Source organism: Sulfitobacter sp. TCYB15 (genome assembly GCF_040435955.1).
Classification (GTDB): domain Bacteria; phylum Pseudomonadota; class Alphaproteobacteria; order Rhodobacterales; family Rhodobacteraceae; genus Sulfitobacter; species Sulfitobacter pontiacus.
Genome location: NZ_CP159193.1, coordinates 2,599,678 through 2,622,283, shown reverse-complemented (window position 1 = coordinate 2,622,283; position 22,606 = coordinate 2,599,678). Strand labels below are relative to the sequence as shown.

Here is a 22,606-nt window from a genome sequence, read left to right as displayed (position 1 = left end):
ATGTCCCCACCCCGGTGCAACCTAGAAGTTTGCCGCGTCCAGCGCCATCACAGTATCCGCGCCGGTTTCGATCCGCTTGAGGTGCAGCGCCGTCGCGGGCAGTTGACGGGCCATGTAGAAACGGCCGGTTGCCAGCTTGGTCTCGTAGAAGGACGCGTCGCCGGTGCCATCTTTCAACGCCCTCTTCGCGGCCAGACCCATTTTCGCCCACATCAGGCCCAGACAGACATGCCCGAACATATGCATGAAGTCATTCGACCCCGAGAGCGCGTTGTTGGGGTTCTTCATGCCGTTCTGCATGAAGTACATGCCCGCCGATTGCAGATCTTTGCTGGCAGCCTTCAGCGGCTCCATAAAACTGGCGTCGAATTCGGCGTCCTGGCCTGCGTTTTCCTTGATGAAGGTCTTGACCATATCAAAGAAGGCCATGACGTGTTTGCCACCGTCCTGCGCCAGTTTGCGGCCCACGAGGTCCAGCGCCTGAACGCCATTGGCCCCTTCGTAGATCATGGCGATACGGGCGTCGCGGGTGAACTGGGACATGCCCCATTCCTCGATATAGCCGTGGCCGCCATAGACCTGCTGCGCCTTGACCGTCATGTCATAGCCGATGTCGGTCAGGAAGCCTTTGATGACGGGGGTCATCAGCGAGACAAGCCCGTCGGCATCCTTGTCATCCGCGCGGTGTGCCGCGTCGATCAGGCTGGCTCCCCAGAGGATGAACGCCCGGGCCCCTTCGACAAAGGATTTCTGCTCCATCAGGCTGCGACGGATATCGGGGTGGACGATCAACGGATCGGCAGGCTTGTCGGGGTGCTCTGTCCCGGTGACGGCACGGCCTTGCAGGCGGTCCTTGGCGTAGGCCAGCGCGTTCTGATAGGCCACATCGGCCTGCGCCAGACCCTGCATGCCGACGCCCACGCGGGCTTCGTTCATCATGGTGAACATCGCGCGCATGCCTTTGTGTTCGTCACCCAGCAGGTAGCCGACCGCGCCATCATAGTTCATCACACAGGTAGAGTTGCCGTGGATGCCCATCTTCTCTTCGATGGAGCCGACGGACACCGCGTTGCGTTCGCCAAGCGAGCCGTCTTCCTTGACCATGAACTTGGGCACGATGAAGAGCGATACGCCCTTGATGCCTTCGGGGCCGCCTTCGATCTTGGCCAGCACCAGATGGATGATGTTACCGGCCATGTCGTGTTCACCGGACGAGATAAAGATCTTCTGGCCGGTGATCTTATAGCTGCCGTCTTCCTGTGGCGCTGCCTTGGTGCGCATCAGGCCCAGATCGGTGCCGCAGTGGGGCTCTGTCAGGTTCATGGTGCCGGTCCATTCGCAGGACACCATGTTGGGCAGATATGTATCCTTTTGGGCGTCAGAGCCGTGGGCGAGGATCGCCGAGGCCGCACCGTGGGTCAGGCCCTGATACATGGTGAACGCCTGGTTGGACGCCGAGAACATCTCGCCCACGGCGGTGCCGAGGATATAGGGCATGTTCTGGCCGCCGTATTGCTCTGGCATGTCCAGACCGGTCCAGCCGCCTTCCTTGACCTTCGCAAAGGCGTCCTTGAACCCTTTGGGGGTGTAGACGACGCCGTTCTCCAGACGGCAGCCTTCCTGATCACCCACCGCGTTCAGCGGAGCGAGAACTTCGGAGGTCAGCTTGCCTGCTTCTTCCAGAATGGCAGAGGTGAAATCCGCCTCAAGCTCGTCGTAACCGGGGGTGGACGACGCGGTGACGTTCAGCACGTCGTGCAGGACGAATTGCATATCCTTGATCGGGGCGGTGTAGCTCGGCATGTGGTGTTCTCCCTTGGCCATCTGGCCGTCGTTTGGTCAGTATATCTAGGTCGGTGTATCAGGTGTTCGGGTGCGCCGGACTGCGGGCCTATTCTGCCGCGTTGCGGGCGCTGTTGATGGAGGCGATCATTTTCTCTCCCCATTTCAACTGGTTTTGCAGGTCGTCGATGGCGTTGTTCAGATCCTCGCGCTGTGCTTCGAGGTCGGCCAGACGTTCGCGCGCGATGTCATAGGTGCGCGCCAATTGGGTCTGCTGCTGATCGCCCATGTGGTACAGGTCCAGCAACTGGCGGATTTCTTCGAGGCTGAAGCCAAAGCGCTTGCCACGCAGGATCAGTTTCAGCCGCGCACGGTCCCGTTTGGTAAACAGGCGCTTTTGTCCCTGACGTTCGGGGAAAAGCAGTTCTTTCGCTTCGTAGAACCGCAAGGTGCGCGGGGTCACATCGAAGGCGGTGCACATCTCGCGGATGGTCATCGTAGTGTTGGACATATCAGTTACTCGCTATTCTATCACTGCTGTAGAACGGTCAACTTCACCTAAACTGGGAGCGGTATAACCCAGAAACAAGCTTACGTAACTTGGACGCTACGTCAAACATTTGCTTTACGTTGAGTAAATCTGCGTAACCCCGCGGGGATTTTCCCAAGACGGTCATTGATCGGTATCTCGCGCCGACTAAGTGGTGTGGGGGAGCAAGTTTTATCGGCCGGGGGGAGGTGATATGTCCGAGGATATGGATCCGCGATTATTCACAGAGTGTCTGCGCGAGGTCAGCAGCGTTTCGGCGCTATGGCTGCTGGTGCAACGCTTTGCCAAAGCGCAGGATTTTCGCACGGTCACATATCACAGTATTGATGTGCAATCGCTTGGTGACTCCAGCTTTGGGGCTGTCGCGATCGGTATCCCGGCAGAGTTTCACCGGATGTATACCGAAGAGCACCTGTATCTGGACGATCCCTTTCCCCCCTTCGCGGCCTCACAGATCACCCCGTTCTTCTGGCGTGACCTGCCGCAGCTGACCACCTTGACCGAAAAGCAGAAAGCCTATCTGAACAGAGCGAGAGAATTCGGCTTTGCCGATGGCCTGGTCTGTCAGGTCTTTGGGCCACAGGCGCGCAATGCTTTGGTCAGTATCGGCTTCCACCACGGCAGGCCGCGCCCGACAGATGCAGAGGTTCTGGACCTGCACGTCGCCAGCCAGTTTGCCCATATGCGGTTTTGCGCGCTTGTGGCAGGCCCTGCTGCACCCAATCGGCGCTTGTCCCCGCGCGAGCTTGAATTGCTCCGTTGGATCGCGCGCGGCAAGAGCAACACCTCGATCGCGCAGATCATGGGGGTGTCGCGGCACACGGTCGATACGATCATGCGGCGTCTGTTTGGCAAACTGGACGTGACCGACCGGACTCGCGCGGCGGTGCGGGGCCTGGCCTTTGGCCTGATCGACCCGTCGCTGGATAACCTGTCGTAATGCAGGGAACGTGACCGGATGTCGCGCACTTACGGGACGTGCGCATCACCTGTCGGACGCATAGTCGTGGCGAATTCTCAACTGTAAGTGGACAGGCCGTGGCGCAGAACAAACCCCCGAAACCCTCAACAACACCGAATACCTATGATCTTGCACAAGGGCCGGTGATTTCCGCGTCTTCTGCATCGCGGGGGCTCAAGGATGCGGCCAAGCTTGTTGAAGACGTGGCGTATGAATTTGCTGCCTGTCTCGACGCTGATTCACTGTCGGAGCTGATTGTGACAGCCGCAGATCTTACCCGTCTTTCCGATGTGATGGGTCGGATGGCCGCGCGGCAGGCGTAAGCCGGCCCGCATCGCATCGGTTTCTCATACCATCGCTCGACGCTGCCAACGACGGCGTCATCCAGCCAGCGGTTGTCAGTTGTGGTAGCGCCCCGTAAACCCAAGGCGCTACGCAAATATCAGTCGCGCTTGGCCAATGCGGCCTCTGTATCGTCGCGCGATTTTTGCAGCTCTTCGATGGCTTCGTCCAACTGCTTGCGCTGTTCTGCCAGCTCTCCCAACTGGCGGTCCGCGCTCACGACCCACGCCCGCATTTGCGCTTCGGTGCCTTCGTTTTCATAGATCAGCAGCCACTGGCGGATGCCTTCCAGCGAATACCCGAACTTGCGTCCCCGCATGATCAGCTTCATGCGGGCGATTTCCCGCGCGCCATAGCTGCGCGATCGGCCTTCGCGTTCGGGGTGGAGCAGTTCAATGTACTCGTAATAGCGCAACGTGCGCGGCGTGACGTCAAACTCCGCACACATTTCTTTAAAGTTCAGGCGTTTGTCTGTCATCTTGGTCTCCTCAAGTTCGGAAACTATGCGGTTCACTTTCCAAGCGCAACACTGGGGTTGCTCTTGCTTGGCCGCTCGGTTGATATGGAGGGAATAACGCCAAGGAAGTAAAAAATGTCAGACAAACTTCGCATCGCCAAGCAGTTCATCGCGGCGCTGCCTTACAGCGGTGCCCTGGGGATGGAACTGCAAGAGCTGGACGGCGGCGTCGCCGTGATCGACATGCCGTATGATGAACGGCTGATCGGCGATCCGCGCACAGGTGTCTTGCATGGCGGGGCCGTGTCGGCGTTGATGGATACCTGCTGCGGGGCCGCGGTGATGAGCCACCCCAGCAATCCTGGTGGGACGGCGACGATTGATTTGCGCATCGAATATCTGCGCGCGGCTGTCCCCGGTCAACGGATCACGGCGCGGGCGGAATGTTATCACGTGACGCGGAATGTCGCCTTTGTGCGCGCCACGGCACAGGACGAAGAAGACGGCAGCCCGGTCGCCACCGCCACCGGCAGTTTCACGGTGGAGGGCAAACGATGAGCACACGGAGCAAACCCGAGGCGGTACAGGTCGTCAAAAAGCGTCGCGATGCGGCGCTGCGCGCGCTGGTGGACGGGGTGCCCTACATCAGCTTTCTGGGGATCGAGTTCGACCGCCGTGGCGACGAGTTGACCGGCGTTCTGCCGTTTTCCGACAAGCTGATCGGCAACCCGCTGTTGCAGGCGCTGCACGGTGGGGTCACGGCCTCGTTCCTTGAGGTAACGTCGATCATCACGCTCAGCTGGGAATACCTGTGGGAGGATCTTGAATCCGGTGCGCTGGCCGTCGACAAGATGGATGCGACGCATTTGCCACGGCTGCCCAAGACCATCGACTTTACCGTCGATTACCTGCGCTCGGGCCTGCCGCGCGATGCCTATGCGCGCGCGCGGATCAACCGGTCGGGGCGGCGCTATGCCTCGGTGCATGTCGAGGCATGGCAGGACAACCGCAGCAAGCTTTTCGCGCAGGCAACGGGCCATTTTCTGATGCCCCAACGCCGTGACTGACGCGATCCCCAAGGGCGAAGTCAGCGCCGTCGCCCAAGGCAAACTATCCGCGAAAGAGGTGGTGACCCACCGCCGCGTGCTGAATATCGCCATCCCGATTGTTATCTCCAACGCCACCGTGCCCATCTTGGGCGCGGTGGATACCGGCGTCGTCGGGCAGATCGGGTTGGCGGCCCCGATCGGAGCCGTGGGCATCGGCGCGATCATCCTGTCATCGCTTTACTGGGTATTCGGATTTCTGCGGATGGGCACCGTCGGGCTGACCGCGCAGGCGGCAGGCAACAACGACGCGGCAGAGGTCGCGGCACTGCTGACACGCGGGCTGCTGATCGGCGGGCTGGCGGGCCTTGCGCTGGTGATGCTGCAGATACCGCTGTTCTGGGCGGCGTTTCAGGTTTCTCCGGCCAGCGCAGAGGTCGAAAACCTCGCCCGGTCCTATATGGGGATCCGCGTCTGGTCCGCCCCGGCGGCGATTGCGATATACGCGATCACCGGCTGGCTGATCGCGCAGGAACGCACCCGTGCGGTGCTGGTGGTGCAACTGTGGATGAACGGGCTGAATATCGCGCTGGATCTGTGGTTCGTGCTGGGGCTCGGCTGGGGTATCCAGGGCGTCGCCATCGCGACCTTTCTGGCTGAATGGTCGGGTGCGGCGCTTGGGCTGTGGTTCTGCCGTGCGGCGTTTGGAGTGCCCGCATGGCGGGACTGGGCGCAGGTGTTCGACGGGCCGCGCTGGATCAACATGATGAAGGTCAACGGCGATATCCTTGTGCGGTCGCTTCTGTTGCAGGCGGTGTTCGTCTCGTTCCTGTTTCTGGGATCGGGGTTGGGGGACGTGAAACTCGCCGCCAACCAGGTGCTGCTGCAATTTCTGATGATCACGGCCTTTGCGCTTGACGGTTTCGCCTTTGCGGCCGAGGCGCTGGTCGGGCGGGCCATGGGCGGCAAGCAGCGTGATGTCCTGCGGCGCGGCGCGGTGCTGACCAGCGGCTGGGGTCTGCTGGCCTGTGCCTTGATGACCGTGGGCTTCGCGTGGGGCGGGGGCATGATCATCGACCTCATGACCACGGCCCCGCTTGTGCGCGCAGAGGCGCGGGTGTTCTTGCCCTATATGGTCGCGGCCCCGCTGCTGGGGTGGGCGTCATGGATGCTGGACGGGATCTTTATCGGGGCCACGCGGTCGCGGGACATGCGCAACATGATGGCGGTGTCTTTTGTGATCTACTGTGCAAGCGCGGCGCTGCTGGTGCCGTGGCTGGGCAACCACGGGCTGTGGATTTCGCTATTGGTGTCCTTTGTCGCGCGTGGGGTCACGCTGGCGCTGCGCTACCCCGCGTTGGAGCGTGCGGCGGGATAGGCCCCGCGCGCGCAAGGTCGGGGTGAAGTCGCGCGGATCGCGCCCCGATCTGCGCCGGGGCGTCCTGTCAAAGCCAAGAGCTGCGGTTGCTGCCCACGGCATCGGCCACGGTATCGAAGCCGTCCTGCTTCAGCAGTTTGTCGAGCCCCTTGGCGATATCCGCTGCCAGTGACAGCCCGCCATAGACGAGCGCCGTATAAAGCTGCACCGCCGAAGCGCCTGCGCAGATTTTGGCATAGGCATCCTCGGCCGAGCTGATGCCCCCGACGCCCACCAGCGGAATATCGGTAAGCGTCGACAGTCGCGCCAGCACGCGCGTGGATTTTTCGAACAGGGGCGCGCCCGACAGCCCGCCCGTCTGGTCACGCTGCGCGCTTTTCAGGCCGGCGCGGTCCAGCGTTGTATTCGTGGCAATGATCGCGGCCACATCTGCGTCATTGGCGACCTCGGCCACATCGGCGATTTCCGCCTCGGTGAGATCGGGGGCGATTTTCAGGAACACGGGCGTATCGCCGCGCACCTCCATCACGCCGGCCAGAAGTGCTGCGAGGGCGGCCTTGCCCTGCAGATCACGCAGCTTTTCGGTATTGGGCGAGGATACATTGACCGTGGCGAAATCCACGTGATCGCGGGCAAGCTCCATCACGCGGGCGAAATCGGCGGCGCGGTCGGTGCTGGTCTTGTTGGCCCCAAGGTTGAGCCCCACGGGCACGCCCGCGCCACGGCGCGCCAGACGCGTGCAGATCGCCTGCATGCCTTCGTTGTTGAAGCCAAAGCGGTTGATCGCCGCGCGGTCCTCGGTCAGGCGGAACAATCGGGGTTTGTCATTGCCGGGTTGGGGCAGGGGCGTGGCGGCCCCGACCTCGATAAAGCCGAAACCCGCGTTGGACAGCGGCGCGACGGCGGTAGCGTTCTTGTCAAACCCTGCGGCAAGGCCGACAGGGTTGGGCAGGCTCATCCCGGCAAGCGAGGTTTTCAGCCGTTTCGATGTGACCGGACCGGGTGTAGGGGCCAAGCCAAGCCGCAGTGCGGTGATCGCCAGACCATGGGCCGTTTCGGGGTCAACCTGATGCAGGGCGCGCAGCCCCAGCTGCTCGGCCATGCGCTTCATGCAAATTCATCCGTCAGGGGCAGCGGTGCGCTGCGGATCAGGCGCGATGTCACAACCGCGGCCTGACGGTGCACCACCGCCTGTTTGTACCGCGGGTCCGAGATCATCTGCAAAAAGGCGTGGGCGTTGGGGTATTGCGCGATGAACATCACATCCCAATCCTCGTCCGAGGGGCCGATCAGCGTCACCTCGAACTGGCCGCGCCACAGGATCGATCCGCCGACATCCGCCAGCACCGGACCGCTTTCGGCACCGTAGTTCTTATAGGCTTGCGCCCCTGTCAGCGCCTTGGCGGCCAGCGCGTGATCGTCGGGGTAGGCGGCCTTGTCGCGTAGTTTGACAAGGTTCACCATATTCAGCGGCGTGTCGCGGTCCAGCCCCTTGAAGGCGTCGAACTGTGCGCGATCCGGGTCGATATATCCTGTCATCATTGAGCTTCCTTAAAGCCAGCGGGAAAATCATGCGCCCCGTTCAGCAAGGGCAGGGGCTGGGCCCAAACCACATCCTCTAGCATAAGCATGCGGTACAGATGCGGGAACTCGGCGCCGCCGCGCGACACCTCCCATTTCAGTGCATCACCAAGGCGGTCGGTCTCTACGGCCAGAAGAAACAGGTCTGCCTCACCGGCAAAGTGTTTCGCAGCCGTTTCAGCCGCTTGTTCAGAGGTCGAGAAATGCACATAGCCATCGGCGACATCAACCGGCGCGCCCGTGGTAGAGCCGTCGCGGCGCAGGGCCTGCCATTCATCGGAGCGGAAAATTTTGTAAATCAACATAGCCGCTGTGATGCCTTGGTCGGTGCAAACGGTCAAGGGCTGTGCGCTTTGCGGCAGTGTAGGGCGGTGACCTTGGGGAAGGGCGGGTTTGCGCTCAGATGGTCTTTGACAAGGGGGCAAACTGGGGGTCACCATAGGTGCATAATTCAACCCAAAGGGGGGACCCATCATGAAACGATTCCTGACAGCCACGGCAGCGCTTGCGCTGACCTCGGGCATGGCAGCGGCGGATTATAGTCTGACCATCCTGCACACCAATGATTTCCACGCGCGGTTTGAACCGATCAGCAAATACGATGGCCCTTGTTCCGCCGAGGACAATACCGCCGGTGAATGTTTCGGGGGCACCGCGCGGCTGGTCAACGCGATCAAGGATGCCAAGGCCCGCACCAACAACTATGTGCTGGTCGACGGTGGGGACCAATTCCAGGGCTCGCTGTTCTACACCCACTACAAGGGCAAGATGGCAGCCGAGATGATGAACATGCTGGGCTATGACGGCATGACTGTGGGCAACCACGAATTCGACGATGGCCCCGAAGTGCTTGCCGGTTTCATGGAAGCGATCGACTTTCCCATCCTGATGTCGAATGCCGATGTCTCTGCCGAACCGCTGCTGGCGGACAAGCTGGCGAAATCTGCCGTGATCGAGCGTGGCGGTGAAAAGATCGGCCTGATCGGACTGACCACCGAAGACACCCACGAACTGTCGAGCCCCGGAGACAACGTTGTCTTTACCGATTCCGTGGCTGCCGTACAGGGCGAGGTCGATCTGCTGACCGCGCAGGGTATCAACAAGATCATCGTGCTCAGCCACTCGGGCTATGGGGTCGACCAGATGGTCGCCGAGAATACCACAGGCGTTGATGTGATCGTCGGGGGGCACACCAATACGCTGCTGTCCAATACCGATGAAAAAGCCGAAGGGGCCTATCCGACGATGGTCAAGGATACGGCGATCGTGCAGGCCTATGCCTACGGTAAATATCTGGGCGAGCTGAACGTGACCTTCGATGACGAGGGTAAGATCAAGGAAGCCTCGGGCGATCCGATCCTGATCGACGCAGGCGTCGCAGAGGATGAAACCACCGTCGCCCGTATCGGCGAGCTGGCCCAACCGTTGGAAGAACTGCGCAGCAAGGTCGTCGCCGAAACCACCGAGCCGATCGAGGGCGACCGGTCGGTCTGCCGCGTGCAGGAATGTCAGATGGGCAACCTCGTCGCCGATGCGATGCTGGCCCGTGTGGCGGATCAGGGGATCGAGGTCGCGATCCAGAACAGCGGCGGCTTGCGCTCTTCCATCGACGCCGGAGAGGTGACCATGGGCGAAGTGCTGGCAGTGCTGCCGTTCCAGAACACCCTGTCGACCTTTCAGGTCACCGGTGCGGCATTGGTAGAGGCGCTGGAAAATGGCGTGAGCCAGATCGAAGAGGTCGCAGGTCGTTTCCCGCAAGTGGCGGGGATGACCTTTACCGTGGACACCAGCGCCGAACCGGGCAGCCGCATCAGCGATGTCACCGTATCCGGCATGCCGCTTGATCCCGAAAAGACCTATGGCGTCGTGTCCAACAACTACGTGCGCAATGGCGGCGACGGCTATGCGCCGTTTACCTCTGCGCAGAACGCCTATGACTACGGTCCCGATCTGGCGGATGTGACGGCTGAATTCATCGCCGCCAACGGGGCCTATACGCCCTATACCGATGGCCGCATCACGGTGAAGTAAGCCACATCGCCATATTAACGCGAAACGGCGCGCCGCTGGAAACAGGGGCGCGCCGTTTTTATTTCAAGCACCTGCGACAAGCGCAGGGATGGACCCGATCACTCGCTCAGCGGTGCGGGGTCAAAGCTGATCTCGCCGGAGTAGCTTTTGGGGTTTTCCCCAAGCGACGTGCCGATAAAGGTCACTTGGCTGTTTGCCTCTACCGTTTGGCTAAAGCTGCTGCCGGTTTCCAGCGTGCCGGATGACCACGATCCGTCGCCCGCGCTGACGTTGCGCGCGGCGCTGGCGTTGTTGACAAAACGCAGTTCGTCCCCGGCGTCGACATAGATCACGGCAGGAAAGAAGGCGTCGTCAAAGATCACGACGTCGTGGGTTTGCGCGGTCGCTGCGGTGGCAGCCGCAAGTGTGACCGCTGTCGCGCCCGCAGAAATGAGTTTGGTAAGTGAAATTGGCATATCCATGCTCCCTTTCAAAAGGGGCCCCCCCCTAAAACTGATGAAGGGTGTGCTAATGCAGGATTGCGGCGGAAATAGGGCGGATATGCCTCAGAACCTTGGCCTATGCTAAAGAACCTGACCCGTTTGCCCGTCGAGCCACGTCTTGAACGACTGCAAGGCCGCGGTTTCGGCACGGTCCTCGGGCCAGACGAGGTAGTAATTCCCGATGCTCTGTGTCGTCTGCGTTGATGCCAGCACAAGCTGCCCGTCGCGCAGATAGGGCTCGGCGGAAAAGGTAGGAAGCAGCGCCACGCCTAATCCGTGCACCGCCGCCTGCGCCATGGTTGAGAACTGGTCGAACATCATGCCGGCTGGGGGTTCTTGCGTGACACCAAGCGCGCTCAGCCACCGCGACCAGCCGCGCGGGCGGGTATCCAGATGCAGCAGCGCATAGCGCAGGATCTGGCTGGGATCCTCCAGCGGTTCGGTGAGCAGCTCGGGCGCGCAGACGGGGACCACCGTCTCGGGCATCAGCGGCAAATAGCGCACACCGGGCCAGTCTTCCTTGCCAAAATGTATTGCAGCGTCAAAGGGGCTGTTCTGGAAGGAAAACGGATGTAGCCGCGTGCTGAGGTTCACCGTCACCTCCGGGTGGGACTGGGCAAAGTCGCGCAGCCGCGGGGCCAGCCAATGCATCCCGAACCCCGGCAGAATGGCAAGGTTCAGCGCCCCCGCAATCGGGTTCGTGCGCGCGGTGATGGAGGCCTGAGCCAGCCTGTTCAACACGTCACGCACCTGAATTACATAGCTTTTTCCCGCCTCTGTCAGTACCAGCTGACGCCCCTGGCGATCCAGCAGCGCCACATTCAACTGCGCCTCTAGCGTCTTGAGCTGCCGGCTGATCGCGCTTTGCGTCAGGGACAGTTCCTGCGCCGCCAATGTGGCGCTGCCCAGGCGTGCCACTGCCTCGAATGCGAGCAGGGCGTTGACCGACGGAAGGAAGCGACGCGGGGCGATCATATGACTTTGACTCATAGGTTCAGGAGTAACCAGCGATAGTCATTGCTGCCGGGCTTTGCAATACTGCGCCCAAATCCGAACCCCGAGGAGGACATACCATGAGCACCGAATTGCCCGTATTGAAAGCCAAAGACGCCCCCGACATGGGCAGCTTTGATTGGGCGGATGCGTTCCGCCTGAACGAACAGCTGACCGAAGACGAACGCATGATCCAGGAGAGCGCGCGCGCCTATGCGCAGGAAAAGCTGCAGCCCCGCGTGATCGACGCTTTCGCCAATGAAACCACCGACCCCGCGATCTTCCGCGAGATGGGCGACATGGGCCTTCTGGGTGTCACCGTGCCCGAACAATACGGCGGCTTGGGCGGCAACTATGTCTCTTACGGTCTGGTCGCGCGCGAAGTGGAACGTGTGGACAGCGGCTATCGGTCGATGATGTCCGTGCAGTCCAGCCTCGTCATGTACCCGATCTACGCCTATGGCTCTGAAGAGCAGCGGATGAAGTATCTGCCCAAACTGTCCAGCGGCGAATTCATCGGCTGCTTTGGCCTGACAGAACCTGATGCGGGCTCTGACCCTGCGGGCATGAAAACCCGTGCGGTGAAAACCGCCAACGGCTACAAGCTGACCGGCTCCAAAATGTGGATTTCGAACGCGCCGATCGCGGATGTCTTCGTGGTCTGGGCCAAGTCCGAAGAGCACGGCGGCAAGATCCGCGGCTTCATCCTCGAAAAAGGCATGAAGGGTCTGTCCGCGCCAAAAATCGGCAACAAACTGTCGCTGCGTGCCTCGATCACAGGCGAGATCGTGATGGACAACGTCGAAGTCGGCGAAGATGCCCTGCTGCCCCATGTCGAAGGTCTGAAAGGCCCGTTCGGCTGTCTTAACCGCGCCCGCTATGGCATCAGCTGGGGTGCACTGGGGGCGGCTGAATTCTGCTGGCACGCCTCGCGTCAATACGGTCTGGACCGCAAACAGTTCAACAAGCCGCTGGCGCAGACGCAGCTGTTCCAAAAGAAACTTGCCGACATGCAGACCGAAATCGCGCTTGGCCTGCAGGCTTCGTTGCAAGTGGGCCGTCTGATGGACAACGCCAACGCCGCACCGGAAATGATCTCTATCGTCAAGCGCAACAACTGCGGCAAGGCGCTGGACATCGCCCGCATGTCCCGCGACATGCACGGCGGCAACGGCATCAGCGGCGAATTCCAGGTGATCCGCCACATGATGAACCTTGAGACGGTGAACACCTATGAAGGCACGCACGACGTGCACGCGCTGATCCTGGGCCGCGCCCAGACCGGCCTGCAGGCGTTCTTCTAAATCTCTGGCAGAGGGGGCTTCGGCCCCCTCATACCACCGGACCCGTCAGGATTTGACCGACGGTGCCCCCCCTTCAAACGCATTCCCGTTGACGTAATCACAAGGCGCTTCCTGCATTTCCAGGTGCAGCCCGTTGCCGGTATACGGATGCGCGCGGGCCAATGCCTCGTCCACCTCTATGCCCAAACCGGCTGCGGTGGGGGCTGTGATGAACCCGTCCTCCACCTTGATCGTGCTTTTGATCAACTGGTCGTGGAAGGGCGTCTCGATACATTCGCACATCAGGATATTGGGGATCGACGTGGCCAGATGGATGTTGGCCGCCCATTCCACCGGGCCCGCATAAAGATGCGGCGCAATTTGCGCGTTATAGACCTCTGCCATGGCGGCGATCTTCTTGGCTTCCCAGATGCCACCGACACGGCCCAAGGCAGGCTGCAGGATCGCGGCTGCCCCAGACCGCAGCACCGGCGCGAACTCGGCCTTGGTGGTCAGCCGCTCTCCGGTCGCGACAGGGATCGGCACGGCCCGCGCCACGGCGGCCATCTGCTCCACGGCATCTGGCGGGATTGGCTCTTCATACCACAGCGGGCTATAGGGCGCGATGGCGTTCCCCAAACGGATTGCGCCTGCGGTGGTGAATTGCCCGTGGGTGCCGAACAGCAGATCGGCCTTGTCGCCAACGGCCGCGCGGATCGCTTTGCAAAAGGCGACAGATTGCGAGATGTCGGTCATCGCCGGCATATGCCCGCCGCGCATGGTATAGGGCCCTGCCGGATCGAACTTGATCGCGGTATAGCCCCGCGCCACACAGTCCAGCGCCGATTCCGCCGCCATCTCGGGCGAGGTCCAGAAAGCGGTCATATCGTGATGCGGCAGCGGGTATAGATAGGTATAGCCCCGCACGCGTTCGTTCATCCTGCCGCCGATCAAGGCATAGACCGGACGATCCCGATCCTTGCCCAGAATATCCCAGCAGGCGATTTCCAGACCCGAAAATGCGCCCATGACGGTCAAATCGGGTCGCTGGGTAAAGCCTGATGAATAGGCGCGGCGGTACATCAGCTCGATATTTTCGGGATTCTCGCCCTGCATATGCCGTGCAAAAACATCCTCGATCACCGCGCGCATGGCCTGCGGCCCAACCGACGCCGCATAACATTCGCCCCATCCCACAATGCCGGTATCCGTGGTCAGCTTGACCAATATCCAATAGCGCCCGCCCCAACCGGGGGCAGGGGGCGCTGTGACGATAACCTCAAGATCTTGCAATTTCATCGCGTGATCCTCTTTTCCAAATGGTTCAAAATCCCGGGGGTACGGGGGCTGGCCCCCGTGGCGCTAGTGGTCAAACAGGATGACATTGCGCCGCGCGGCACCGGTCTTGGTATCCTCGATTGCGTCGTTGATCTGCTCCAGCGACCACCGCCCCGAGATCAGCTCGTCCAGTTTCAGCCGTCCTTGGGCATATAGATCGACCATCCACGGAATATCGCGCTGGATCACCACATCGCCCATTTTGGAGCCGACCGTGCCCTGACCCATTGCGGCGAATGTGCCGGGGTCATAGGTCGCGCCGTCGCCGATATGAGGCATGCCGACCATGACCACACGCCCGCCCGCGGCAAGGTATTTCGGCGCGTCATTATAGGCAGGGATCGCCCCAACGGTCACGATCACCGCATCCACGCCCTTGCGGCCAATCGCCTGTTCCAACTGCCCCCAGGGTTTGTCTTCGGTGCCAAGGATACCATCGGTGGCCCCGAACTCCTTGGCGATCTCCAGCTTCTCCGCGCTCATATCCACGGCGACGATGCGGCGGGCCCCGGCGATGCGCGCGCCCTGAATGGCGTTCAGCCCGACGCCACCGGCACCGATGACCACGACGTCCTGACCGGCCCGTAACTGCGCAGCATTGACCACGGCACCGACGCCGGTGATCACCCCGCAGGCGATCAGGCTGGCGGCATCCTTGGGAATATCGGCGCTGATCCTGACGACCTGCGCCTGATCCACAACGACTTTTTCGGCAAAGGCACCGGATGCCATGGCCTGATGCAGCTTGCCGCCGTCCTTGGTTTTCAGCGGGCCGGTGTCGCCGTCATAGGGGGTTTCGCAGATCACAGGTCGACCGCTGGCGCAGTTGGGGCAGCTGCCGCAAGCGCGGATCAGCGTGACCACGACGCTATCCCCGACCGAGACGCCGCTTACCCTGTCGCCCACAGCGGTCACCCGTCCCGCGGCCTCGTGACCATAGACCGCGGGCAGCGATCCGCCCCAGCCCCCACTGGCAAAGGAAATGTCCGAATGGCAGATCGCTACGGCATCCAGCGTCACCTCGACCTCGGCCCCCTCGGGGGCGCGGAGTTCTACGTCTTCGATTTTCAGGGGAGCACCAAATTCATGGCAAACGGCGGCTTTGATCAACGGCATAACGGGTCCTTCCGGGCGCGTGAATTTAGGGAAGGGTGGCAAGCTCTGCCCCGTCCCGCAAGCCTATATGCGCCGCGCTGCGTCAGGCTTACGTTATGTCAGTCCACATGCGCGGGATTTATACGCACGCGCCGGAAGAGCACCAAGGCGACCACCGACAGGATCATCGACAGCACAAAAGGCGCGCCCGCAAAATAGACAGGGGTCGAAGCGCTGGTGAAGGCGGCAAAGACGGATGTCATAACCAAGGGGGCGACCACCATCGCCAGCGCCGATGCCGAGGTGAGCAGCCCTTGCAACGCGCCTTGCCGCTCGGGGGTGACGCGGGCTGACATCAGTGCCTGTAGCGCAGGCGGGATCACGCCCGCGAGTGCGGCAAGCGGGGTCAGGATCAGGATCGCGCTGCCCCATGTGACTGTTGCGATCAGCCCGAAAGTGGTGATGGAGCAGGCAAAGCCGATCAGCACGGTGCCGCGTTCGGCAAAGCGGTGCAGCACGGGCCGGATCAGCCCCCCCTGAACCACGGCCATCGCCGCGCCGAACAATGCCAGCGACCCGCCAATCATCGCAGGGGACCAGCCGAATTGCGCCTTGCCGAAATAGCTCCAGACCGACGGGTAGACGGCAAACGCAAGGTGATAGAGGAAATAGACAAGCAGCAGGCGCGACACCCCGGGCAGATCGCCCAAGGCCCGCAGCGCCCCCAAGGGGTTCGCGCGCCGCCATGACAGGGGCGCAGCGCTGCGGGTGTTTACGGTTTCGCGCAGGACGATCCAGCCAAAGATCACATTCCCCGCCGCCAGCACCGCCGCCGCCCAAAAGGGGGCACGTGTGCCAAACTCGGCCAAAAAACCGCCTGCTACAGGGCCCAGCACGAACCCGGCCCCGAAACCCGCGCCGATCATGCCGAAGGCGGCGGCGCGTTTCTCGGGTCTGGTGATGTCGGCCATATAGGCGCTGGCTGTGGCCCCCGTGGCTGCCGAGATACCACCGATCACCCGCCCCAAAAGCAGCAGCCAGATCGACCCCGCCAGCGCCATCAGAACATAGTCCAGCGCCATCACGCTCAGCGAGGTCAGCAGCACCGGCCTGCGCCCGAAGCGGTCGGACAGGCTGCCCACCAGCGGGCTGAACAGGAATTGCATCACCGCGAATGTCGTCGCCAACACACCGCCCCACAGCGCGGCGCGTGACAGATCGGCGGATTGGACCTGCGCGATCAGGTCCGGCATCACAGGGATGATCAGACCAATGCCCATGGCATCGATCATGACGGTCAGGATGATAAATATGACCGCCGGACGCATGGGCTATTGCGCGCCGGTTGCGCGGTTACAGCGCACGCGCACGGGCCACAAAAGCGGCTGCATCTGCGGGGGCCTGTCCCATCTGGGTTGACGGGTCAAAGAGGGTCTCGGCCAAGTCGGGGTAATCCGCGTGGACCAGATCGGCCAGCGGCACCTGTTTGGCCAGCGCATCCTGACAAAGCTGTTTGGTGATCTTCTGGGCCTCGGGGCGGGGCATCGTTTCGGCTAGGGCAAAGCTCAGCGCTTCGGCGTGGATCAGGCCCAGCCCGTCTGTCAGCGCGCTGCGCATTTTCACAGGGTGCGGCGTCAGCCCCGCGACAAGGCTTTTTGTGTGGTTCAGCGCGGCGGCAAGGCTCAGTGCCAGCTGAGGCACAGCCATCCATTCCGCGAACCACGCGCCGCCATCACGCTGATGCTGATGCGCCGCGGCGGCCTGTAGCGTGGCGCGCTGGCCGGTGAACTGGTGCCCGAGGGCGACAATCGCCGAGGGCCCCACGGGGTTCTGTTTTTGCGGCATGGTCGACGACGCGCCTGCCGCCCCAAGGGCAAGCTCGGCGGTTTCGGTCATGGTCAGCGCCAGCGTGCTTTGCGCGATATGCGCCAGCGCTGCCATCACGCGGCCCTGCCAATCGGCGATGCGCAGCACGGGGCCGCGGTCCACATGCCAGCTGCGCCCGGGGTCGTGCAGCCCAAGCGCTTGGGCGAGCTGCGCGCGGGTCTCGGCAGCCTTGGGGCCAAGGGCAGAGCCCGTCCCCGCCGCCCCTGACAGGGACACGAACAACGACCCTTCGCGTAGCGCCTCAAGCTGGTCGAGCGCATCGCACAGTGGCATGCCCCATTCCGCCAGCACCGCGCCCCAGCTGGTGGGGGTGGCGTGCTGGCCATAGGTGCGGGCAGGCATCGGCAGGGATTGGTGCTGTTCGGCCCCTGCCGCAAGGGCCGCGATGATCTCGCGCAGATCGGTTTCCGCCAGCTTGAGCGCCTGACGCAGGCGCAGCATCAGCGCGGTATCGATGATGTCCTGACTGGTCGCGCCCCAATGCACGTGCTGGGCAAATTCCGGTGCCTGCATCTCGGCGCGGAACTGCGCCAGAAGCCCCGGCACGGACACGCCGTTTTCTCCGGTAGAGGCGGCAATCGCCCCGGGGTCGACCTGAATCTCGAGAGAGGCGCGGTGGATCGCGGCGGCGCTCATCTCGGGGATGATACCAAGGCTGCCCTGCACCTTGGCCAGCGCCCCTTCGACCAGCAGCATCGCGCGGATCGCAGCGCTGTCCGAGAACAGGCGGCCTGCGTCACCGGTGTTGAAAAGCTGTGCGAACAGGGGGCTGTCAAAGACGCTGGCGGCCATGGGTTACCTCGGGATAATGTCGTCAATGATCCGCGCCAGACCGGCGGGATCGGTAAAGAAGGGTGAATGCCCGCAGGCCATCTCATGAACATCCGCGCTTGGCCAGTCTTTCGTCATCGTGACCTGATAGGCGGGCGGGATGGTGCGGTCGTCCATACAGCGGATATAGCTGCGCGGCATGGCGTCCGCACGGGCAGTATCTGGCAGAGGCTTGATCGTCGGGGCCACGGCCTGCGCGCAGAGGCGCGGTGCGGCAAAACCTGCGACATCCGGCGGGCAGTCGTGATAGAACAGCGCCTCTGTCATCGCGGGATCAAGGGTAAAGCTTTTGCCATCCGGGGCGAGGCGCACAGCGGGCATCAGCGGTTGCGACGGGGCTTGTTTGCGCATCTCGGCCAGCGATAGCCCCGCCGCAGGGACGTAGGCACATAGATAGATCAGCCGCGCCATGGCGCTTGGATCTTTCTGTGCCGCCGCCCCGATGGCAAAACCGCCCATCGAATGACCCACCACCACCGTATCGGGGGTAGAGGCCGCAAGCACCGCATCGGCATAGCTGTCGAGCGTGACCGCGTTGACCGGCGTCGTGTCGTCGCCGTGGCTGGGCAGGTCAATCGCACGGGGGCTGTGGCCCAATTCTTGCAACGCAGGGATCAGATCACGCCAGCACCACGCGCCGTGGCACGAGCCGTGGACCAAAAGGATGTCAGACATGGCCAACGCTTTGCAAAAATTCGGTCAGCAGCGCTGCATATTCCTGCGGGTGTTCGACGCAGGGCAGGTGGCCGGCCTTGCGGATGATCTTGAACTTAGATCCCGGGATCAGGTCGATGGTCTCGCGCACCAGATCAGGGGGCGTGGACCCGTCTTCGGAGCCCGCAATCCCCAGCACAGGCAGGCGCAGCGCCGCCGTGGGCGTGTAGAAATCCGTCCCCGAAATCGCGGCAGAGCAACCGGCATAGCCTTCGGCCGGTTGGCGTACGACCATATTGCGCCAAAGATCAAGCTCAGGCGTGGCGCGGAAGGGGGCGGCGAACCAGCGTTCCATGATGGTATCCGCCATCGGTTCGATCCCGCTGTCTTGCACGGCGCGCACCCGGTCTGCCCACATATCCTTGGTGCCGATCTTGGCGGCGGTATTGGACAGCACCATGGCGCGGATCAGGTCCAGCCGCTTGGTGGCGAGCCCTTGGGCGATCATCCCGCCGATGGACAGCCCGACAAAGACGCAGCCCTTTACGCCCAGATGATCCAGCAGCTTTTCCGTATCACCAATCAGCGCCCCCATCGCATAGGGCGCAGGTGGGCAGGACGACAGCCCATGCCCGCGTTTGTCAAAACGAATGATGCGCAGACCCTTGGGCAGCAGCGGCAGGATCGGATCCCACAGGCGCAGATCAGTCCCCAGTGAATTGGCAAAGACCACAGGCGCACCATCCTCGGGGCCATCCACACGGTAATGCAGACGCACGTCGCCAGTATCGAAAATCTTCATGTCAGAACCTCCTGTGGGGCGTCAGTCAAGCGTGGCAAGCGCCCGCGAGAAAATATCACTGTCTACATTCCCGCCCGAGATGGTGACGATCACATCGTCGCCGTCGATCTCGTCTTGCCGGAACAGCGCGGCGGCAAGGGCCACAGCCCCGCCGGGTTCGGCCACAAGTTTGAGACGGTTGAACGCATGGCCAATCGCCCGTAGCGCTTCGGTGTCGCTGACCACAAGGCCGGGGCCGCAAAGCCGCTTGAGGATCGGAAAGGTCAGATCGCCCGGTTGCGGCGTGACGATGGCATCGCAGATCGACCCGCCAAGGGCGGCGTTGCGCGTGATCTCTCCTGCGGCGAGCGACCGCGCGGCATCGTCAAAGCCTTCGGGCTCGGCGGTACGCGCACGCAGCCCCGGTGCCTCGGCTTCAAGCGCCAGCGCGATGCCAGAGGTCAGCCCCCCACCACCACAGCAGGCAATTACATCGGCACGGGCGATCCCCGCGTCGGCGGCCTGCTGCGCGATCTCGAGCCCCGTTGTCCCCTGACCGGCGATCACCAGCGGGTCGTCAAAAGGCTTGATCAACGTCAATTCGCGTTCCTCCGCCATAGCCGCGCCGATGGCGTCGCGGTCCTCCGTCATGCGGTCATAAAGTACGACTTCGGCCCCAAGCGCGCGGGTGTTGGCGATCTTCAGACGGGGGGCGTCGGCGGGCATAATGATCACCGCAGGCACCCCGTGCAGCTTGGCCGCATAGGCAACACCTTGGGCGTGGTTGCCACTGGAAAAGGCGATGACCCCCTTGGCGCGCACGGAGGGCTCCAGTGCCGACACCGCCGACCAGCCGCCGCGAAACTTGAAGCTGCCGGTGTGTTGCAGGCACTCGGGCTTGACCCAAACGCGCCGCCCCGCGATGTCATCCAGAAACGGAGAGTTCAGCAAAGGCGTGCGCCGCACGTGCCCCTCCAGCCGCCGCGCTGCCGCGCGGATCATGTCGATATTCATTGCATCTTCCCGATCCATTCGTTCAAGGCCGCAACCGCCTCAGGTTCGTCCAGAAACGGAATATGCCCACGTCCCGGCACCCGCGCGACCACCATATCGGGGCGGCGGCGTTCCATCTCTTGCAAGGTTTCCTCGCTCAGCAGATTGGACGCCATGCCACGGATGCAGGCAATTGGCAGCCCGTCAAGCGCGTCAAAGAACGGCCACAGGTCGGGGGAGGGGGCAGAGAACGCCTTGGCCACCGCATCGCGCAGGTGCTTGTCATACGTGATCTGCAAGCCGCTTTCGGTCTGGGTGTAATGCTTTTGCGCTTCTTCCATCCAACGGCTGTCGGGCACGTCGTCAAATTCGGGAAACACACGCGGCATGGCGGCGGCGGCCTCGGCATGGGTCTTGGCAGCAGGATTGCGGCCGATATAGCCCATGATGAAATCCAGCCCCTGCGGGTCAATATGCGGGCCAACGTCGTTAAAGGCGACGCCCAGCAACCTATCCTTGGCCCCTTTGGCCAGCCCCAATGCATTCAGCCCCCCGCGCGAGGTGCCAAGCACGGCGGCCTTGTCGATGCCCAGATGATCCAGCAGCTCCAGCGCATCACGACATTCAATAGGGGGGGAATAGTGTGACCAGTCAGGGTCGAAGTCAGAGCGCCCGCGCCCGCGATAGTCCATCTTGATCAGACGCACGTCTTCCAGATGGGGGGTGACATAGTCGAAATCCGCTGTGGTCCGCGTCAATCCTGCAAGACAGAGAATCGGCAGACCCGCCCCTTCGTCGGTGAAATAGAGCGATAGCCCGTCGGATGTGGTGAAATGAGCCATTATACGCCTGCCAGTTCTGGGATGCCGTTGAGGTCCTGCAGCACATGGGCCGGTTGCCACGGCAGCCGGTCCATCGGCTCTCCCGCGCGGTTGACCCAAGCGGTGGTAAAGCCAAAGCCTGTCGCCGCTGCTGCATCCCATCCGTTGGACGAGACAAACAACACCTCGGAGGTCGCGCAGGCAAAGCGCTGTCCGACCAGTTCATAGACTTTCGCATGTGGTTTGAAGACGCCGACGCTCTCCACCGACAGCACCGTATCCAGCGTGTCACCCAGACCGGCGGAGGAAACCGCACCGTCCAGCATGGCTGGTGATCCGTTCGACAAGATCGCGGTATTCAGCCCAGCTTCCTTTAGCGTTTTCAGCATCTTGGGTACTTCGGGGAAGGCCTGAAGTTCCCAGTAAAGCGCCAGCAGGCGTTCGCGCAGGGCGGGGTCGTTGTCGTTTCCGGTCTTTTCCAGTGCCCAGTCCAGACCCTCTTGGGTGACCTGCCAGAAATCGTCGTGGGCCCCGGTGACAGCGCGCAGCCAGGAATAGCCAAGCTGCTTTTGCCGCCAATGTTCGGCGACCTGCGGCCAGCTGTCTTTTATCGCTGCAAAATCCGGCTCTGACGCGGCTTGCCGTGCGGCGGCGGCCACATCGAACAAGGTGCCATATGCGTCGAACACGCATGTTGTAATCGCCATGATTTCCCCCCTGAATATTTCTTCCGCAAGACTGTCACGACCCGTCACGACAGAAAAGGCCGAAAAACTGGCCTCATGGGGGTTTACGACGGGACGCAGGCTTGAAACACTGCGCGCCGAACCCGGAGCACCCGCGCAGATACGCGGCCTCCTGTATTTTCCCTTTATGGATCGGAGCTTTCTATGACGCAGGTTAAATCCGGCGATACTGTTGCTATTCACTACACTGGTACCCTGCTTGACGGCAGCACCTTCGACAGCTCGGAAGGGCGCGAGCCTTTGGAGTTCACGGTCGGGTCCGGCCAGATCATCCCCGGCCTCGACAGCGCGATGCCCGGCATGGAAGTCGGCGACAAGAAAGTCGTCAAGATCGGCAGCGCAGAGGCCTACGGCGATGTGAACCCCGAGATGCGTCAGGCTGTGCCACGCGAAGGCATCCCTGCGGATATCCCGCTGGAAATTGGCACGCAGCTGCAGATGCAAACCCCGGACGGGCAGGCGATGCCGGTGATGGTTGTCGAGGTTGACGACGCCACTGTGACCCTTGACGCCAACCACCCGCTGGCGGGCAAAGACCTGCAGTTCGACATCGAACTGGTAAAAATCGCCTGAA

Annotated in this window: 25 protein-coding genes; 8 read left to right on the top strand and 17 right to left on the bottom strand. The window is 62.2% G+C overall.

From position 1 onward, the window contains the following. Nucleotides 1-21: 21 nt before the first annotated feature. Entirely contained in the window at nt 22-1,803 is a 1,782-nt protein-coding gene (locus tag ABM428_RS12575; RefSeq protein ID WP_132997735.1) for an acyl-CoA dehydrogenase C-terminal domain-containing protein, read from the bottom strand. 88 nt (nt 1,804-1,891) lie between these two features. Continuing rightward, nucleotides 1,892-2,293: a MerR family DNA-binding transcriptional regulator gene (locus tag ABM428_RS12570; protein WP_037944722.1), complete on the bottom strand. Its 402-nt coding sequence runs from the start codon at nt 2,291-2,293 to the stop codon at nt 1,892-1,894. Nucleotides 2,294-2,525: 232 nt separating this feature from the next. Here ABM428_RS12570 and ABM428_RS12565 point away from each other — a divergent pair, with 232 nt between their 5' ends. Next, the gene (locus ABM428_RS12565) at nt 2,526-3,272 is read left to right on the top strand and encodes a LuxR family transcriptional regulator (protein WP_132997734.1); all 747 of its coding nucleotides are present in this window, start codon (nt 2,526-2,528) and stop codon (nt 3,270-3,272) included. Between the two features lie 98 nt (nt 3,273-3,370). Further along, a complete protein-coding gene (locus tag ABM428_RS12560) occupies nt 3,371-3,616 on the top strand; it encodes a hypothetical protein (RefSeq protein WP_005849460.1) in 246 nt (81 codons plus the stop codon). 119 nt (nt 3,617-3,735) lie between these two features. Here ABM428_RS12560 and ABM428_RS12555 read toward each other — a convergent pair whose 3' ends face one another. Further along, a complete protein-coding gene (locus ABM428_RS12555) occupies nt 3,736-4,113 on the bottom strand; it encodes a MerR family DNA-binding transcriptional regulator (RefSeq protein ID WP_005849459.1) in 378 nt (125 codons plus the stop codon). A gap of 114 nt (nt 4,114-4,227) precedes the next feature. On the opposite strand from ABM428_RS12555, the gene ABM428_RS12550 reads away from it, so the two are divergent. The 3 genes from ABM428_RS12550 to ABM428_RS12540 are packed head-to-tail and all read left to right on the top strand — an operon-like array spanning nt 4,228 to nt 6,516. Next, entirely contained in the window at nt 4,228-4,650 is a 423-nt protein-coding gene (locus tag ABM428_RS12550; protein ID WP_005849458.1) for a PaaI family thioesterase, read from the top strand. Next, on the top strand, nt 4,647-5,159 hold the full coding sequence (locus tag ABM428_RS12545) for a PaaI family thioesterase (protein ID WP_064217103.1): 513 nt from the start codon (nt 4,647-4,649) through the stop codon (nt 5,157-5,159). Before ABM428_RS12550 ends, ABM428_RS12545 begins: the two co-directional genes overlap by 4 nt. Then, nucleotides 5,152-6,516: an MATE family efflux transporter gene (locus tag ABM428_RS12540; RefSeq protein WP_132997733.1), complete on the top strand. Its 1,365-nt coding sequence runs from the start codon at nt 5,152-5,154 to the stop codon at nt 6,514-6,516. The genes ABM428_RS12545 and ABM428_RS12540 overlap by 8 nt, the downstream gene beginning before the upstream one ends. A gap of 67 nt (nt 6,517-6,583) precedes the next feature. On the opposite strand, the gene ABM428_RS12535 is transcribed toward ABM428_RS12540, so the two are convergent. Genes ABM428_RS12535 through ABM428_RS12525 form a run of 3 tightly spaced genes read right to left on the bottom strand, consistent with a single transcriptional unit; the run spans nt 6,584 to nt 8,402 of the window. Continuing rightward, nucleotides 6,584-7,627, bottom strand: coding sequence for a quinone-dependent dihydroorotate dehydrogenase (locus tag ABM428_RS12535; RefSeq protein WP_132997732.1), 1,044 nt, complete (start codon nt 7,625-7,627; stop codon nt 6,584-6,586). Then, nucleotides 7,624-8,055 carry a DUF1330 domain-containing protein gene (locus tag ABM428_RS12530; protein ID WP_005849454.1) on the bottom strand — a complete coding sequence of 144 codons (432 nt, stop codon included), beginning with the start codon at nt 8,053-8,055 and terminating at the stop codon, nt 7,624-7,626. The genes ABM428_RS12535 and ABM428_RS12530 overlap by 4 nt, the downstream gene beginning before the upstream one ends. After that, nucleotides 8,055-8,402 carry a DUF952 domain-containing protein gene (locus ABM428_RS12525; RefSeq protein ID WP_009825146.1) on the bottom strand — a complete coding sequence of 116 codons (348 nt, stop codon included), beginning with the start codon at nt 8,400-8,402 and terminating at the stop codon, nt 8,055-8,057. The genes ABM428_RS12530 and ABM428_RS12525 overlap by 1 nt, the downstream gene beginning before the upstream one ends. 169 nt (nt 8,403-8,571) lie before the next feature. Here ABM428_RS12525 and ABM428_RS12520 point away from each other — a divergent pair, with 169 nt between their 5' ends. Next, nucleotides 8,572-10,128: a bifunctional UDP-sugar hydrolase/5'-nucleotidase gene (locus ABM428_RS12520; protein ID WP_037944716.1), complete on the top strand. Its 1,557-nt coding sequence runs from the start codon at nt 8,572-8,574 to the stop codon at nt 10,126-10,128. 98 nt (nt 10,129-10,226) lie between these two features. Here the strand turns inward: ABM428_RS12520 and ABM428_RS12515 are convergent, their stop codons facing one another. Both ABM428_RS12515 and ABM428_RS12510 read right to left on the bottom strand, forming a co-directional pair. Then, on the bottom strand, nt 10,227-10,583 hold the full coding sequence (locus ABM428_RS12515; RefSeq protein ID WP_005849451.1) for a hypothetical protein: 357 nt from the start codon (nt 10,581-10,583) through the stop codon (nt 10,227-10,229). A gap of 108 nt (nt 10,584-10,691) precedes the next feature. Then, nucleotides 10,692-11,585: a LysR substrate-binding domain-containing protein gene (locus ABM428_RS12510; protein ID WP_037945092.1), complete on the bottom strand. Its 894-nt coding sequence runs from the start codon at nt 11,583-11,585 to the stop codon at nt 10,692-10,694. A gap of 98 nt (nt 11,586-11,683) precedes the next feature. On the opposite strand from ABM428_RS12510, the gene ABM428_RS12505 reads away from it, so the two are divergent. Next, a complete protein-coding gene (locus tag ABM428_RS12505; RefSeq protein WP_005849449.1) occupies nt 11,684-12,907 on the top strand; it encodes an acyl-CoA dehydrogenase in 1,224 nt (407 codons plus the stop codon). Nucleotides 12,908-12,952: 45 nt separating this feature from the next. Here ABM428_RS12505 and ABM428_RS12500 read toward each other — a convergent pair whose 3' ends face one another. The 9 genes from ABM428_RS12500 to ABM428_RS12460 all read right to left on the bottom strand — a co-directional run bounded on the left by ABM428_RS12500 (nt 12,953) and on the right by ABM428_RS12460 (nt 21,993). Continuing rightward, nucleotides 12,953-14,185, bottom strand: coding sequence for an enolase C-terminal domain-like protein (locus ABM428_RS12500; RefSeq protein ID WP_340241611.1), 1,233 nt, complete (start codon nt 14,183-14,185; stop codon nt 12,953-12,955). A gap of 63 nt (nt 14,186-14,248) precedes the next feature. Next, complete coding sequence (locus tag ABM428_RS12495; RefSeq protein ID WP_132997729.1) at nt 14,249-15,340, bottom strand: zinc-binding dehydrogenase; 1,092 nt, start codon at nt 15,338-15,340, stop codon at nt 14,249-14,251. 98 nt (nt 15,341-15,438) lie between these two features. Then, entirely contained in the window at nt 15,439-16,647 is a 1,209-nt protein-coding gene (locus tag ABM428_RS12490) for a TCR/Tet family MFS transporter (RefSeq protein WP_132997728.1), read from the bottom strand. Between the two features lie 25 nt (nt 16,648-16,672). Beyond that, the gene (locus tag ABM428_RS12485; protein ID WP_353627988.1) at nt 16,673-17,998 is read right to left on the bottom strand and encodes a lyase family protein; all 1,326 of its coding nucleotides are present in this window, start codon (nt 17,996-17,998) and stop codon (nt 16,673-16,675) included. A 3-nt stretch (nt 17,999-18,001) separates the two neighbouring features. Then, nucleotides 18,002-18,712 (bottom strand): alpha/beta fold hydrolase, encoded by a 711-nt coding sequence (locus ABM428_RS12480; RefSeq protein ID WP_278425566.1) that lies wholly within the window; start codon nt 18,710-18,712, stop codon nt 18,002-18,004. After that, nucleotides 18,705-19,493: a 3-oxoadipate enol-lactonase gene (gene pcaD, locus ABM428_RS12475; RefSeq protein WP_353627987.1), complete on the bottom strand. Its 789-nt coding sequence runs from the start codon at nt 19,491-19,493 to the stop codon at nt 18,705-18,707. Before pcaD ends, ABM428_RS12480 begins: the two co-directional genes overlap by 8 nt. Nucleotides 19,494-19,514: 21 nt before the next feature. Then, nucleotides 19,515-20,486 (bottom strand): threonine/serine dehydratase, encoded by a 972-nt coding sequence (locus ABM428_RS12470; RefSeq protein ID WP_341205480.1) that lies wholly within the window; start codon nt 20,484-20,486, stop codon nt 19,515-19,517. Further along, entirely contained in the window at nt 20,483-21,307 is an 825-nt protein-coding gene (locus ABM428_RS12465) for an alpha/beta fold hydrolase (RefSeq protein ID WP_304950908.1), read from the bottom strand. Before ABM428_RS12465 ends, ABM428_RS12470 begins: the two co-directional genes overlap by 4 nt. Further along, on the bottom strand, nt 21,307-21,993 hold the full coding sequence (locus ABM428_RS12460) for a haloacid dehalogenase type II (protein ID WP_132997722.1): 687 nt from the start codon (nt 21,991-21,993) through the stop codon (nt 21,307-21,309). Before ABM428_RS12460 ends, ABM428_RS12465 begins: the two co-directional genes overlap by 1 nt. Before the next feature lie 183 nt (nt 21,994-22,176). On the opposite strand from ABM428_RS12460, the gene ABM428_RS12455 reads away from it, so the two are divergent. Then, nucleotides 22,177-22,605, top strand: a complete 429-nt coding sequence (locus ABM428_RS12455; protein WP_005849439.1) for a peptidylprolyl isomerase — start codon at nt 22,177-22,179, stop codon at nt 22,603-22,605. Nucleotide 22,606: the final 1 nt, after the last annotated feature.